Raw genomic sequence first — 13,869 nt, forward strand, 5'->3', positions numbered from 1 at the left:
CCGGGCCGCTCGGCCGAGGACGGCGGTCGGACGCGTGACGGCCGCCGGTCGTCGCTCGGCGCATCCCGACGAGGACGGGGCCATACCCACGCGCGCGTACCGCCGGGCGGGGAAGCGGGCTGTACGCGCGCGTGCCGTGGGATCCCGGTCAGGCGCCGACGTACTGCGCGAGGTGCTCGCCGGTGAGGGTCGAGCGGCCGGCGACGAGGTCGGCGGGCGTGCCCTCGAAGACGACACGGCCGCCGTCGTGGCCGGCGCCCGGACCGAGGTCGATGATCCAGTCGGCGTGGGCCATGACCGCCGGGTGGTGTTCCACGACGACGACCGACTTGCCGGCGTCGACGAGGCCGTCGAGCAGGCCGAGGAGCTGCTCGACATCGGCGAGGTGGAGGCCGGTGGTCGGCTCGTCGAGGACGTAGACACCGCCCTTCTCCGCCATGTGCGTGGCCAGCTTGAGGCGTTGCCGTTCGCCGCCGGACAGCGTCGTGAGCGGCTGGCCGAGGGAGACGTAGCCGAGCCCGACGTCGGAGAGCCGTTCCAGGATGCGCTGCGCGGCCGGCGTGCGTGCCTCGCCGGCGCCGAAGAACTCCTCCGCCTCGTCGACCGGCATGGCGAGGACCTCGCTGATGTCGCGGCCGCCGAGGCGGTATTCGAGCACCGACGCCTGGAACCGCTTGCCCTCGCAGTCCTCGCAGGTGGTCGCGACGCCGGCCATCATCGCCAGATCGGTGTAGATGACGCCGGCGCCGTTGCAGGTGGGGCAGGCGCCCTCGGAGTTGGCGCTGAAGAGCGCCGGCTTCACGCCGTTGGCCTTGGCGAACGCCTTGCGGATCGGGTCGAGCAGACCGGTGTACGTCGCCGGGTTGCTCCGCCGCGAGCCGCGGATCGCGCCCTGGTCGACCGAGACCACGTCCTCGCCGGCCGGCATCGACCCGTGGACGAGCGAACTCTTCCCGGAGCCCGCGACACCGGTGACGACGCACAGCACGCCGAGGGGCACGTCGACGTCGACCTTGCGGAGGTTGTGCGCCGTCGCGCCCCGGATCTCCAGCGCGCCGGTGGCTTGACGCACGGTCTCCTTGAGCGCGGCGCGGTCCCCGAAGTGGCGGCCGGTGACCGTGTCACCGGCCCGCAGACCGTCGACGGTTCCCTCGAAGCAGACGGCGCCGCCCGCCGTGCCCGCGCCGGGGCCGAGGTCGACGACGTGGTCGGCGATCGCGATCGTCTGCGGCTTGTGCTCCACGACGAGCACCGTGTTGCCCTTGTCGCGCAGCCGCAGGAGCAGGTCGTTCATGCGGTTGATGTCATGGGGGTGCAGGCCGGTGGTGGGCTCGTCGAAGACGTAGGTGACGTCGGTGAGGGAGGAGCCGAGGTGCCGGATCATCTTGACGCGCTGCGCCTCGCCGCCCGACAGCGTGCCCGACGGCCGGTCGAGCGAGAGGTAGCCGAGGCCGATCTCGACGAACGAGTCGAGGGTCTCCCGGAGCGCGGTGAGGAGCGGCGCCACCGAGGGCTCGTCGAGGCCGCGCACCCACTCGGCCAGGTCGCTGATCTGCATCGCGCAGACGTCGGCGATGCTCTTGCGCTTGATCTTCGACGACCGGGCGCCCTCGGCGAGGCGGGTGCCGTCGCAGTCGGGGCAGGTGGTGAAGGTGACGGCCCGCTCCACGAACGCCCGGATGTGCGGCTGCATCCCCTCCTTGTCCTTGGCCAGGAAGGACTTCTGGATCCGCGGGACCAGACCCTCGTACGTCATGTTGATGCCCGCGATCTTCATCCTGACCGGTTCGTGGTGGAGGAAGTCCTGGAGTTCCCGCTTGGTGTACCTGCGGATCGGCTTGTCGGCGTCGACGAAGCCCGACTCGGCGTAGAGCCGGTGGTTCCAGCCGCCCGAGGTGTAGCCGGGGATGGTCAGGGCTCCGTCGGAGAGCGACTTGGAGGCGTCGTAGAGCTGGGTGAGGTCGATGTCGGAGACGGTGCCCCGGCCCTCGCAGCGCGGGCACATGCCGCCGGTGCGGCTGAACGTCGCCTTGACGGCCTTCTTGGCACCGCGTTCGACGGTGATCGCACCGCTCGCCCGGACCGAGGGGACGTTGAAGGCGTACGCGCCGGGCGGGCCGATGTGGGGCTTTCCGAGCCGACTGAAGAGGATGCGGAGCATCGCGTTGGCGTCGGTGGCGGTGCCGACGGTGGAGCGCGGGTCGGCGCCGAGGCGTTGCTGGTCGACGATGATGGCGGTGGTCAGCCCTTCGAGGACGTCGACCTCGGGGCGCGCCAGGTTCGGCATGAAGCCCTGCACGAAGGCGCTGTACGTCTCGTTGATCAGCCGCTGCGACTCGGCGGCGATCGTGTCGAACACCAGGGAGCTCTTGCCCGAGCCGGAGACGCCGGTGAAGACGGTGAGCCGGCGCTTCGGGATCTCGATGCTGACGTCCTTGAGGTTGTTCACCCGGGCCCCGTGCACACGGATCAGGTTCTGCCGGTCGGCGGCGTGCGGCGCGGCCGTCCCCCCGGCCGTCCTCGGGGTGTCCGTCCTGCGGGCCTTGGCCATCGTGTCTCCATCCGCCGGGCGGGGCCGTGGCGTGGGCCGGCGCGTCCCGCCGCGGCTGGCGGCGGGTGGCACGCGACGCACCCCGCCACGCTAACCGCGGCCCGGTGGCCGCGCTTGTCGGCGCCGGACCGGTCCGGTCACCCGCTCGGCCAGGACCGCCGGCGCGGGCCGGACGCCGGTGACATAGCGCTCGGCGGCGTACACGGCCTCGTGGGCGGTGCGTTCTCCCATCAGGACGCACAGGGTGTAGACGGTGTCCTCGAAGCGCCGGCGGGCCGACAGGTCGCACGGACTGTCCAGCACGGTCCGCTCCTGGGTGCGGTAGTGCCGGAGCAGCCGGTCGACCGTGTTCCTGTCGGGCAGCAGCATGGCGTTCTCCTGTCTCCTGCGTCGCTCCATCCTCCCGGCCCTCGGCCACCCTCGCGACCTGCACGGACACGCTGTGTGACGGGACTCCGTCCGCGGGGCGCTCCGGGTGCGCCCGCGCCGCCCGTGGCGGAGGGTCGGATACATGAACCCGAGCACGCTTCAACGAGTGGTCGTCACCGGTGCCACCGGCAATGTGGGGACGAGCCTGGTGCGGGTCCTGGCCGCCGAGCCGCGGATCCGTTCGGTCCTCGGTCTCGCCCGGCGCCGGCCCGCCCTCGACCTGCCGGGCGTGGAGTGGGCGGAGGTGGACCTGTCACGGGAGGGGGACGAGCCCCGGCTCGCCCAGTACGTGGCGGACGCGGACGCCGTCGTCCATCTGGCCTGGCGGTTCGGGCCGACGCACGACCCGGTGGAGACGTGGCGGACGAACGTGCTCGGCGCGGTGCGCGTCTTCGACGCCGTCGCGGCGGCGCGGGTGCCGGTGCTCGTGCACGCCTCCTCGGTGGGGGCGTACTCCCCCGGGCCCTCGGGTGGTGCGCCGGTGTCCGAGGCGTGGCCGACGCACGGCTGGCCGGGCGCCGCGTACACGCGGGAGAAGGCGTATCTGGAGCGGGTCCTCGACACCTTCGAGCGGGACCATCCGCAGATCCGGGTGGTCCGGATGCGTCCGGCGTTCCTCTTCAAGGAGGAGTCCGCGAGCGGGCAGCGGCGGATCTTCGCGGGGCGGTTCTTCCCGGGCCAGCTGGTGCGGCCCGATCTGCTGCCGCTGCTGCCGGAGTTCGAGGGACTGCGGTTCCAGGTCCTGCACACCGACGACGCGGCGGACGCGTATCACCGGGCTCTGCTGCGGGACGTCCGCGGCGCGTTCAACCTCGCCGCCGAACCGGCGCTCGACGCGGCGACGCTGGGCCGCCTGCTGAACGCCCGTCCCGTGAAGGTGCCGGCCGGCGCGGTGCGGGGCGCCTTGTCGGCGGCCTGGCGGCTCCGGCTCGTCCCGGCCTCCCCCGGGCTGTTCGAGGCAATGCGGCATCTCCCGCTGCTCGCCACCGAGCGGGCGCGGCGGGAGCTGGAGTGGGAGCCGTCGGTCGCCGCGGAGGACGTCCTCGCCGCGTTCCTGCGCGGCGTCCGGGCGGGCGCGGGCGACGACACGGCTCCGCTGGCGGGCCACCGGATCGGCTGACCCGCCCGGTCGCGGCGGGCCGTCAGTTCGGGCCGGCCGACCAGTCGACGAGCCGGATCCCGGCGCCCGCGGCCTCACGGCCGCGGCAGTGGGCGCGGTGGCGGCGCAGGACGGCGTCGATGTCGAGCCGGCGGGCGAACTCGGGGCGGGCGGCGAGGCGCTGGGCGTAGGCCCACAGGGCCGGGTGTCCGGCGACGCGGTCCATGGCGGCGGCGTCCAGGTGCCAGCGGTGGACGGTGTCGAGCTGGACGAGGGTGACCCAGACGTGGACGTCGGCGGCGGTCGGCGCGTCGCCGAGGACATAGGGGTGGCGGGCGAGCCGGCGTTCCAGCCGGGCGAGCGCCGCGAAGAGGACGGTGAGCGGGTCGCGGTGGGCGGCCTCGCCGTCGATACCGAGTTCGCCGGCCCGCTGGGCGGCCCGGTTGACGCTCCGTTCGCACAGGTCGGCGATCGCGTCGATCTCGCGGCGCCGCTCCCTCGGGAGCAGGTCGGGGCCGTTGCCGCGGAAGCGCAGGGCGAGGTCGCGCAGGATGTCGGGGACGTGGGTGCTGACGATCCGTCCGGTCCAGCCGTCGCTCAGGACGGGGGCGGCGGCCGGCCCCGCGTAGAGGTGGGCGCTCGCCTCGTACAGCGGGCGGAGCGCGGCGTATCCGCCGTCGGGCGTGTCGGGGGTCTCGGGCAGCACGGTGAGCGGGAGCGTGTCGTCGAGGCCGAGCAGGCCGTGGGTCACGGCGATCCTCAGACAGCCCGGGCCGGACGGTGCCACATGGAGGCGGTAGCGGTGCGGGACGGCGTAGTGGCCGCTGGCCGCGTCGCGGCCGATCCGGCCGCGGAAGGCGGGGACGGCGGAGGCGGGCAGGAGCGAGGACGGGACGACGGACATGCTTCTCCCTTGAGGGTGCTCATTGCCGGGTCCGGACGGCGGGCGGCGGCGCCGGTCGCGCGGGGCGCGGCGGGGGCACCGGAGCGGCGTCCGGGGGCGGCAGAGGTACGGGAAGGAGGGGCAGGCGGACCGCGGCGCGTTGCCGTTCCGGGTGGTGCGCGTCCCGGTCCCGATCCGCCGGGGGAACGTGCGGGCGGGTCAGCGGGTGGGACGTACGCCCGGGCCGGAGGGGCGACTCGCGGCGCTGCAGACCCGCAGCAGATCGATGTGCCGGCGGGAGGTGAGGGGCAGGGAGCGCGGGAGGGGCGCGGCGTGTGACGTGTCCCGCCGGCCGTTGCGTCCCATGGTTCCCTACCTGTTCGCTCGGATTTCCCGCCCCTTGAGTGTCCGGCCGCCCGACGGCGTCGTCAAGAGTGCGGTACGGCTCACCCGCCGGGCGCGCGGATCCGGTCACTCCCGTACGGAATAATGCGCGCATGCGCATTTCAGCCAGGGCCGACTACGCGGTGCGGGCAGCCCTCCAACTCGCCGCCTGCCAGGACACGGGGCCGCTGAAGGCCGAGGCGATCGCCGAGGGCCAGGGGATCTCGCACAAGTTCCTGGAGGGGATTCTCGGCGACATGCGCAAGGGCGGCCTGGTGGAGAGCCAGCGCGGCGGCAACGGCGGGTACTGGCTGGCCAGGCCCGCGGACACGATCTCGGTCGCGGACGTCATCCGTTGCGTGGACGGACCGCTGGTCTCCGTCCGCGGCGAGCGGCCGCCGGACCTGTCCTACACGGGGCCCGCCGAGTCCCTGCTCACCTTGTGGATCGCGCTGCGGGCCGGCGTCCGCGAGGTCCTCGGGGTCTCGCTCGCCGAGGTGGCGGCGGCCAAGCTGCCGGCCGGGGTCGTGTCGCTCGCGGACGACCCGGAGGCGTGGACCAACCCCTGACCACCCCTGGCCGACCCTTGCCATCCCCTGACCGGCCCTGGCCAACCCCCGGCCAACCCCTGACCGACCCTTGCCCCCCTCCGGCCGACCCTGCCATCCCCTGGCCGGCTCTCGACCGGCACCCTGGCCGGCGGCCTGCCCACCGCCCCGCCCGGTGGGGTGAACCTCCGGCGACCTGCGCGGACTTGACGTGGTCTCACAGATCAAGACGACCCTGTCCAGCTTTCGGACGCCCCTTGGGGCGGGCCGGTCGCCTCTGTCACTATCCCTACTATTCCAGTGGGGATATGAGAGATCGGGTGGGGTGACGTGAGTACGCCGAGGAAATCGCCGAAGAGACCAGCGATACGCACCACCTCCGCACCGGCCGCCGAGCGGGCCGGCCGGCCCGTCGACCGGCCCGCGGACGACGAGATCTGGCCCCGTGTCACCCGCGAGCTCGCCGACGACCTCGCCGTCGACGCCCTCGCCAGGGACCGGGCCGGCAAGGCACCGTTCGACGAGGTCGCCCGCCTCCAGGAGGCGGGGCTGCCCGCCCTGCTCACCGCACCCGGGCCGAACCGGCGCGGCGCCGACTGGCGGGCCGCGTGCGCCGTCGTCCGCGAGATCTCCGCCGCCGACAGCTCCGTGGGCGAACTCCTCGCCCACCACTACGCGCTCTCCTGGAGCAGCCGCTTCCTCGGCCCTGCAGCGGCGCCGGGCCCCGTCCGCGAGACGGCCTCCGGCGGGCCCCTTGCCCTCGACGTCTGTACGGCGGAGGAGCGCTGGCTGCTCGCCGGCGGCACCGAACCGCCGCGGCCCGGAAGCGGTCCCGGGCTCACGCTCACACCGGCCGAGGGGAACGGCGGCGGCTGGATCCTCGACGGGCGCCGCTCGTTCGCCTCCGGCGTCACGGTGGCCGACCGGCTCGTCGTCGGGGCCCGCCCCGGCGGCACCGGCGACCTGCTGGTCGTCCTGGTGGACCCGGCCCATCCGGGGGTGTTCACGGACGCCGGGACGGACCGGGTCGGGCAGCGCCTCGCCGGCGCCGGGACCGTGACCTTCGACCACGTGCCGGTGGAACCCGGGCACGTCCTCGGCACGCTCCCCCACGACGAGCACGCCGTCGCCCCCTTCACCACCCTCGCACCGCTGGCCCTGCGGCTGCTGCTCGTCCAGGTCGGTCTGGGCATCGCCGAGGGCGCGCTCGCCGAGGCCCGGGACATCAGCCGGGCCGGGCAGTCCGGCCCGGTCCCGGCGGACCCGGCGGGAGACCCCTCCGAGGCGCACGGCACCGCACCCGCAGGGGACGACCCCTACCTCCTCCTCGCGTACGGGGAACTGGCGACGGCCGCGCACGCCGCCGCGGCGGTGGTCGAGCGGGCGACCGACGCGCTGGCGCGCGGCCTGCTGGCCGGCTGGTCGCTGGGACCGGAGGAACGGGCCGACATCGCCGTCCTGGTGGCGGCGGCCGAGACGGTCACCGGCCGGGCGGCCGTCCACATCACCACCCGTGTCCTCGAACTCGTCGACGGCACGGCGGGCGCCGACGACCGCGGCGGCGGCCCGGGCTTCGACCGGTTCTGGCGCAACGCCCGTGCGCTGACCGCCCCGACGCAGGCCGCCCACCGGCTGCGCGACATCGGGGACCACTACCTCAACGGCACCCACGCCCGGCTCACCCTGCCGGTCTGAGCGCACCGCCCCGTACGGAAAAAGGGACGGACGGTCCGGCATGTCGGGACGTCCGGCCCTCTCGCCGGGCGGCCGATGGGCCCAAGCTGGAGTCAACAGGGCCCGGCCCCCGGCGGGGCCCGTCACCGCACCCACGGGAGCAGCCTGATGAGTCGTGAGATCGTCGCCGGAGTGGACGGTTCCCCGGAGAGCCTCGCCGCGGCCGACTGGGCCGCCCGCGAGGCCCTCCACCGGGGCCTCCCGCTCCGGCTCGCCCATGCCTGGCGCTGGGAACCGCTCGATCTCCCCCTGGTCCAGGATCCCGATGACCAGCAGCGCGCGGCGTTCGCCGTCCTGCGCGAGGCCGAGGCCACGATCGCGGAACGCCACCCGGAGCTCGCGCTGTCGGCGGAGGTGCTCCCCGACACCCCGGTCGCCGCGCTGCTCGCCGGCCTGGACCGGGCCGAGATGCTCGTCATCGGCTCGCGCGGCCACGGGCCCGTGGCGGGATTCCTGCTCGGCTCGTACGGCCAGCAGATCATCGCGGAGGCCGACCGCCCGGTGGTGGCCGTCCGGTCGCGGGACGGGGAGCAGGCGGAACCGCCCACCGGACCCGTCCTGGTGGGCCAGCACGGCGATCCGGAGGACAGTGCCGCCGCGCTGGGCTTCGCCTTCGAGACGGCCGCCGCGCGCGGGGCGTCCGTGCGGGCGGTCCGCGCGTGGAGCCTGCCGTCGCTCTACGCGTACAGCCCGGCCTCGATGCGGCTCGCCGACGAGGCCGGCGGGCTCGTCCCGTACGAGGAGAAGGCGCTGCGCGAGGCGCTGGCCCCCTGGCGGGAGCGGTACCCGGACGTGCCGGTGTCGGAGCACGTCGAACTGGGCAGCGCGGGACAGGTCCTGCTGTCCTCATCGGGAGCCGCCCAGCTCCTGGTGGTCGGCCGACGGGCCCGGCGCGGCGCGATCGGGCCGCGGATCGGTTCCGTGGCGCACGCGGCGCTCCATCTCGCGCCGTGCCCGGTGGCGGTCGTTCCGCAGGGCTGAAAAGCTCGGACGTGGGTTGACGCAAGGGGTTGACGCGTCGGGTTGACGGAGAGTGTCGGGGCGGCCGGGGCCGGAAAGTGTTACCGCCGTCGCCCCGGTGGCTCCCCCCGCACCGGATCCTCCGGCGACCTCGGCGAGAGAGCGGAGCTCCATGCGGCACCACGACCGTCCCGGCCGTCCCGACCAGCCCGGCCGTCCCGACCAGCCCGATCACGTCGGTCACGTCGGCCGGCCCGGCCACCCGGGTCCCGTCGGCTGGCCCGACCGTGCCGGAGACCGAGGCCACGGCCGACCCGCGGACGCCGGCCCCGAAACGCCCCCCGAGGCCGCTCCCGCCGGTCGCCACCGCCCCGCACCCGGACGGAGCGGGGAACCGGCGGCGCGCGCGAACGGCCGGCACCACAAGGACGGCCGGGCACGTCGCCGGACACTCCGCCGCCCCTCGTTCCGTACCACCGTCACCCTCGTCGGGGCGGCGGCCGCCGTGCTCACCGTGGTACTCGGGGTGTACGTGGCCGCGCCGGCCCCGGCCGCCGTACACGATTCCCCCCGTCGTGCCGCCGAGGCGGCGGCCGGCGGCCGGATCGGGCAGTTCGCCCAGGAGGTCGTCGCCCTCGCGAACGCCGAACGGGAGAGGGCCGGTTGCGGCCCGCTGCGCTCCGAGAGCCGACTGCGCAGCGCGGCCCAGGGGCACGCGGACGACATGGCGGCCCGCGACTACTACGAGCACCACACGCCGGAGGGCCGGGACGCGGGCGACCGGATCACCGGCGCCGGGTACTCCTGGTCGACCTGGGGGGAGAACATCCACCGCGGCCCGACGACGCCGGCCCGCGCCATGGACGACTGGATGGAGAGTCCCGCCCACCGGGCGAACATCCTCAACTGCGCCTTCAAGGACATCGGCGTCGGCGTGACCCTCACCGCCAACGGCCCCTGGTGGGTGCAGGACTTCGGCGCCAGACGCTGAGTCCGACGGATCGCCGGACCGACGGATCGCCCCACCGGACGGGCGGCTAGGGCGGCGCCCCGAGTCGGGGCGCGGCCGTCAGGAGGCGGGGGCGGCCAGCTTCTGCACCCAGATGGTGCCCTCGGGACCGGGCACGGACGCCACTCCGGTGTCCCGGTACCGGCAGTCGAGCATGTTCTCCTCGTGCATCGCCCCGTCGGTCCAGTCCTCGACGACGGTCTCCGGGTCGGACGGACCCTGGGCGAGGTTCTCGGCCCAGGCGCTCCACTCGTATCCGGCGGCGGTGATCCGCTTGTCGGCGAAGTCGCCCTCGGGGCTGCTGTGCCCGTAGTAGCCGCGCGCGACCATGTCCCGGGCGTAGGCCCGGGCCGCCGAGACCAGCCGCCGGTCGGTGTGCAGCGGGGCGCAACCCGCCGCCGCGCGCAGCCGGTTGACGCGTGTGGTCAGCCGTTCCTCGGCGGTGGGACGGGGTGCCGGGGGCGGGGTCGTCCTGCGGGGTTTCGGCGCCCGGGTCGTCGGTGCCGGGGCGGCGACGGTCGCCACCGGGGTGGTCGGAGGCACGGTGGCCGGGGGCGCGGCGACGGGCCGGGCGGGCGTCAGGCGGGTCTCGGGCTGCCGGGGTACGAGGAGGGCGACGGCACCGAGGACGGCCACGGCGGCGGCGCCGGCGAGGCAGGCCCGGCGGGCGCGCGTCCAGCGGGTGCCGGTCCCGAACCCGGCGGGCTCGGCGGTGAAGGGCTCCGCGCCCCGGAGCGCCGCCCCGGCGGCGAGCGGGGGGACGAGGCCGATGCCGACCAGCAGGCTCTCGACGGAGGCGAGTCCGCGGCGGCCGGTCACACGGCCGGTGCAGCCGGCGCAGGTGCGCAGATGGCGGGCGACGCGTTTGCGCCAGAGCGGGGAGGGGCGGCCGTCCCAGCCCGTGAGGATCTCCGCGAGTTCCGGGCACGGCGGCACGGCGTCCAGGGCGCGCACGACGCACCGGCCGGTCTCCAGGCGTTCCTTCATGCGCTGGATACGGACGGCGGCGTGCTGCGGGGATATCCCGTCGAGGCCCTCGGCGACCTCGGCGCGGGTCAGTTCTCCCGCGGCCTCCAGCCACCAGAGGGCGAGGAGTTCCCGGTCGTCCTCGTCGAGCCAGCGGGTGGCGCGGGCCACGTCGCGGCGCTGCCCGGAGAGGCCGAGCCGGAGGATGGTGAGTTCGGTGAAGTCGCCGGCCGGGTCGGCGAGCTCCTCGGCCCGGTCGAGGCCGGGTACGGGTGCCTGCTGGTTCTCGCGCCAGCGGCGCCGTATCCCGTTCATGGCGATGGCGACGAGCCAGGAGCGGAAGCGGGCCGGGTCGCGGAGGCCGGTGAGGCCGTCGAGGGCGCGGACCATCGTCTCCTGGACGATGTCGTCGGTGTCGGCATGGCCGTCGAGGGCCCGGCCGACGATGTTGTGGACGAGGGGCAGGTACGCGCGTACCAGTGTGTCCCTGGCGTGCGCGTCACCGGCCCTGGCCGCCTCCACCAGTGCGGTGGTGCGGCGCTCGTCGCTGTGCATGGGTCTGCTCCCTCATCCCTGGTACGAGTCCCCCGTCGTTCGGAGACCCGTGGGCGCGGGAGGGATAACACTTCTTGCCGACAGCACGTCTTTCCGGCGCCTGGCGCGGGACCTTACACCGGTGGTGCGGCGGGCAGGGTCGGGACCGTGGCCCCGTTCCCCTCCCGGACGGCCGCCACGACGGCGTCGTGCAGATCGCGGCTCTCCCTCTCCGTAGCGCAGGGAACGGGACTGCCCGACATGGTGAACCAGTCGGATGCGCCGCTGTACTGCACGGCCACGCGTGCCTCGGTCTCGGTCCAGGTCGTGTGCACGGTCACATCGCCCGTGACGACGCCTGCCTCGACGGTCAGCACCCCACCTCGCCCGGTGTAGACACCGGCGGTCGTCCAAGATGCCCAGCTCATCCATCCAGGTTCACACCCGAACGGCGGATGCGCCACCGACGGGACCGCCCCGGCCGGAGGAGATTCCGGCCGGGGCGGTACGGGTCTCGCGCCGGTCAGGCGAGGGACGCGACGGCCTCGTTGAACGTGGCGGACGGGCGCATCACGGCCGCGGCCTTGGCCGGGTCGGGCTGGTAGTAGCCGCCGATCTCGGCCGGGGAGCCCTGGACGGCGACGAGCTCGTCGACGATCTTCTGCTCGTTGGCCGCGAGGGTCTCGGCCAGCGGCGCGAACGCCTTGGCGAGCTCCGCGTCCTCGGTCTGGGCGGCCAGCTCCTGGGCCCAGTACAGGGACAGGTAGAAGTGGCTGCCGCGGTTGTCGATACCACCGAGGCGACGGGTCGGCGACTTGTCCTCGTTGAGGAAGGTGCCGGTGGCGCGGTCGAGGGTGTCGGCGAGGACCTGGGCGCGGGCGTTGCCCGTCGTGGTCGCGAGGTGCTCGAAGCTGGCGGCCAGGGCGAAGAACTCGCCGAGGCTGTCCCAGCGGAGGTAGTTCTCCTTGACGAGCTGCTGGACGTGCTTCGGGGCGGAGCCGCCGGCGCCGGTCTCGAAGAGGCCGCCGCCCGCCATCAGCGGGACGACCGACAGCATCTTGGCGCTGGTGCCCAGCTCCAGGATCGGGAAGAGGTCGGTCAGGTAGTCACGGAGGACGTTGCCGGTGACGGAGATGGTGTCCTCGCCGCGGCGGATGCGCTCCAGGGAGAACTTCGTCGCCTCGACCGGGGACAGGACCTTGATCTCCAGGCCCTCGGTGTCGTGCTGCGTGAGGTACTCGTCGACCTTGGCGATCAGCTTGGCGTCGTGGGCGCGGTTCTCGTCCAGCCAGAAGACGGCCGGGACGCCGGTGGCGCGGGCGCGGGTGACGGCGAGCTTGACCCAGTCCTGGATGGGCAGGTCCTTGGTCTGGCAGGCGCGGAAGATGTCGCCCTCGGCGACCTCCTGCTCCAGGAGGACGGCGCCGGAGGAGTCGACGATGCGGACGGTGCCCGCGGTGGCGATCTCGAAGGTCTTGTCGTGGGAGCCGTACTCCTCGGCCTTCTGCGCCATGAGGCCGACGTTCGGGACGGAGCCCATGGTCGACGGGTCGAAGGCGCCGTGGGCGCGGCAGTCCTCGATGACGGCCTGGTAGACGCCCGAGTAGCTGTGGTCCGGGAGGACCGCGAGGGTGTCGGCCTCCTGGCCGTCCGGGCCCCACATGTGGCCGGAGGTGCGGATCATGGCCGGCATCGAGGCGTCGACGATGACGTCGGACGGCACGTGCAGGTTGGTGATGCCCTTGTCGGAGTCGACCATGGCGAGGGCCGGGCCCTCGGCCAGCTCGGCCTCGAAGGACGCCTTGATCTCGGCGCCGAGGTGGGGCACGGAGTCCAGGCCGTTGAGGATGGTGCCGAGGCCGTCGTTGGGGGACAGGCCGGCGGCGACCAGGACCTCGCCGTACTTCGCGAAGGTGTTCGGGAAGAAGGCGCGCACGACGTGACCGAAGACGATGGGGTCGGAGACCTTCATCATCGTGGCCTTGAGGTGCACGGAGAAGAGCACGCCCTCGGCCTTGGCGCGGTCGACCTGCTCGCCGAGGAAGGTGCGGAGCGCGGCGGCGCGCATGACGGCGGCGTCGACGACCTCGCCGGCGATGACCTTCAGCGGCTCGCGGAGCTCGCCGGTGGTGCCGTCGGCGGCGGTGAACTCGAAGCGGAGGGTGTCGTCCTGCGCGATGACGACGGACTTCTCCGTGGAGGCGAAGTCGTTCTCGCCCATCGTGGCGACGTTCGTCCGGGACTCGGAGGTCCAGGCGCCCATGCGGTGGGGGTGGTTCTTCGCGTAGTTCTTGACCGAGCCGGGCGCGCGGCGGTCGGAGTTGCCCTCGCGCAGGACCGGGTTGACGGCCGAGCCCTTGATCTTGTCGTAGCGGGCGCGGACGTCCTTGTCCTGGTCCGTCTGCGGGTCGTCCGGGTAGTCCGGGAGGGCGTAGCCCTGCGCCTGGAGCTCGGCGACCGCGGCCTTGAGCTGCGGGATGGACGCCGAGACGTTCGGCAGCTTGATGATGTTGGCGCCGGGCGTCTTGGCCAGGTCACCGAGCTCGGCGAGGGCGTCGGCGATGCGCTGGCCCTCTTCCAGGAACTCCGGGAAGACGGCGATGATGCGGCCCGCGAGGGAGATGTCCCGCGTCTCGACCGTGACGCCGGCCTGCGAGGCATACGCCTGGATCACGGGCAGGAACGAGTACGTCGCCAGGGCGGGCGCCTCGTCAGTGTGGGTGTAAATGATGGTCGAGTCAGTCACCAGGGTGCTCCGCTCCACGTCTGCGT

11 protein-coding genes are annotated in these 13,869 nt (G+C 74.0%); 5 read left to right on the top strand and 6 right to left on the bottom strand.

Going from position 1 to position 13,869, the window contains the following annotated elements:
* Positions 1-148: 148 nt before the first annotated feature.
* Both ACFVZH_RS28950 and ACFVZH_RS28955 read right to left on the bottom strand, forming a co-directional pair.
* Positions 149-2,551, bottom strand: a complete 2,403-nt coding sequence (locus ACFVZH_RS28950; protein WP_384901767.1) for an ATP-binding cassette domain-containing protein — start codon at positions 2,549-2,551, stop codon at positions 149-151.
* A gap of 90 nt (positions 2,552-2,641) precedes the next feature.
* Entirely contained in the window at positions 2,642-2,920 is a 279-nt protein-coding gene (locus ACFVZH_RS28955; RefSeq protein WP_384901768.1) for a DUF5133 domain-containing protein, read from the bottom strand.
* Positions 2,921-3,062: 142 nt separating this feature from the next.
* Here ACFVZH_RS28955 and ACFVZH_RS28960 point away from each other — a divergent pair, with 142 nt between their 5' ends.
* On the top strand, positions 3,063-4,100 hold the full coding sequence (locus ACFVZH_RS28960) for an NAD-dependent epimerase/dehydratase family protein (RefSeq protein WP_384901771.1): 1,038 nt from the start codon (positions 3,063-3,065) through the stop codon (positions 4,098-4,100).
* A gap of 22 nt (positions 4,101-4,122) precedes the next feature.
* Here the strand turns inward: ACFVZH_RS28960 and ACFVZH_RS28965 are convergent, their stop codons facing one another.
* Complete coding sequence (locus ACFVZH_RS28965) at positions 4,123-4,983, bottom strand: glutathione S-transferase C-terminal domain-containing protein (protein ID WP_384901773.1); 861 nt, start codon at positions 4,981-4,983, stop codon at positions 4,123-4,125.
* A gap of 476 nt (positions 4,984-5,459) precedes the next feature.
* Between ACFVZH_RS28965 and ACFVZH_RS28970 the strand changes: the two genes are divergently transcribed.
* The 4 genes from ACFVZH_RS28970 (at position 5,460) to ACFVZH_RS28985 (ending at position 9,579) form a co-directional block, all read left to right on the top strand.
* Positions 5,460-5,915, top strand: a complete 456-nt coding sequence (locus tag ACFVZH_RS28970) for an RrF2 family transcriptional regulator (protein WP_384901775.1) — start codon at positions 5,460-5,462, stop codon at positions 5,913-5,915.
* Between the two features lie 309 nt (positions 5,916-6,224).
* The gene (locus ACFVZH_RS28975; protein ID WP_384901777.1) at positions 6,225-7,589 is read left to right on the top strand and encodes an acyl-CoA dehydrogenase; all 1,365 of its coding nucleotides are present in this window, start codon (positions 6,225-6,227) and stop codon (positions 7,587-7,589) included.
* Positions 7,590-7,736: 147 nt separating this feature from the next.
* The gene (locus ACFVZH_RS28980; protein ID WP_384901779.1) at positions 7,737-8,609 is read left to right on the top strand and encodes a universal stress protein; all 873 of its coding nucleotides are present in this window, start codon (positions 7,737-7,739) and stop codon (positions 8,607-8,609) included.
* 151 nt (positions 8,610-8,760) lie between these two features.
* Positions 8,761-9,579, top strand: a complete 819-nt coding sequence (locus ACFVZH_RS28985) for a CAP domain-containing protein (protein WP_384901780.1) — start codon at positions 8,761-8,763, stop codon at positions 9,577-9,579.
* Positions 9,580-9,657: 78 nt separating this feature from the next.
* Here the strand turns inward: ACFVZH_RS28985 and ACFVZH_RS28990 are convergent, their stop codons facing one another.
* The 3 genes from ACFVZH_RS28990 to ACFVZH_RS29000 form a co-directional block, all read right to left on the bottom strand.
* On the bottom strand, positions 9,658-11,118 hold the full coding sequence (locus ACFVZH_RS28990; RefSeq protein WP_384901781.1) for a sigma-70 family RNA polymerase sigma factor: 1,461 nt from the start codon (positions 11,116-11,118) through the stop codon (positions 9,658-9,660).
* A gap of 113 nt (positions 11,119-11,231) precedes the next feature.
* A complete protein-coding gene (locus ACFVZH_RS28995) occupies positions 11,232-11,525 on the bottom strand; it encodes a hypothetical protein (RefSeq protein ID WP_384901783.1) in 294 nt (97 codons plus the stop codon).
* Positions 11,526-11,620: 95 nt separating this feature from the next.
* On the bottom strand, positions 11,621-13,843 hold the full coding sequence (locus tag ACFVZH_RS29000) for an NADP-dependent isocitrate dehydrogenase (RefSeq protein WP_384901786.1): 2,223 nt from the start codon (positions 13,841-13,843) through the stop codon (positions 11,621-11,623).
* Positions 13,844-13,869: the final 26 nt, after the last annotated feature.

This window comes from Streptomyces sp. NPDC059534, from assembly GCF_042743475.1.
Lineage (GTDB): Bacteria > Actinomycetota > Actinomycetes > Streptomycetales > Streptomycetaceae > Streptomyces.

Coding starts and splice junctions, on each gene's coding strand:
- ACFVZH_RS28950 (WP_384901767.1), bottom strand. CDS start 2,551: ATGGCCAAGGCCCGCAGGACGGACACCCCGAGGACGGCCGGGGGGACG.
- ACFVZH_RS28955 (WP_384901768.1), bottom strand. CDS start 2,920: ATGCTGCTGCCCGACAGGAACACGGTCGACCGGCTGCTCCGGCACTAC.
- ACFVZH_RS28960 (WP_384901771.1), top strand. CDS start 3,063: ATGAACCCGAGCACGCTTCAACGAGTGGTCGTCACCGGTGCCACCGGC.
- ACFVZH_RS28965 (WP_384901773.1), bottom strand. CDS start 4,983: ATGTCCGTCGTCCCGTCCTCGCTCCTGCCCGCCTCCGCCGTCCCCGCC.
- ACFVZH_RS28970 (WP_384901775.1), top strand. CDS start 5,460: ATGCGCATTTCAGCCAGGGCCGACTACGCGGTGCGGGCAGCCCTCCAA.
- ACFVZH_RS28980 (WP_384901779.1), top strand. CDS start 7,737: ATGAGTCGTGAGATCGTCGCCGGAGTGGACGGTTCCCCGGAGAGCCTC.
- ACFVZH_RS28985 (WP_384901780.1), top strand. CDS start 8,761: ATGCGGCACCACGACCGTCCCGGCCGTCCCGACCAGCCCGGCCGTCCC.
- ACFVZH_RS28990 (WP_384901781.1), bottom strand. CDS start 11,118: ATGCACAGCGACGAGCGCCGCACCACCGCACTGGTGGAGGCGGCCAGG.
- ACFVZH_RS28995 (WP_384901783.1), bottom strand. CDS start 11,525: ATGAGCTGGGCATCTTGGACGACCGCCGGTGTCTACACCGGGCGAGGT.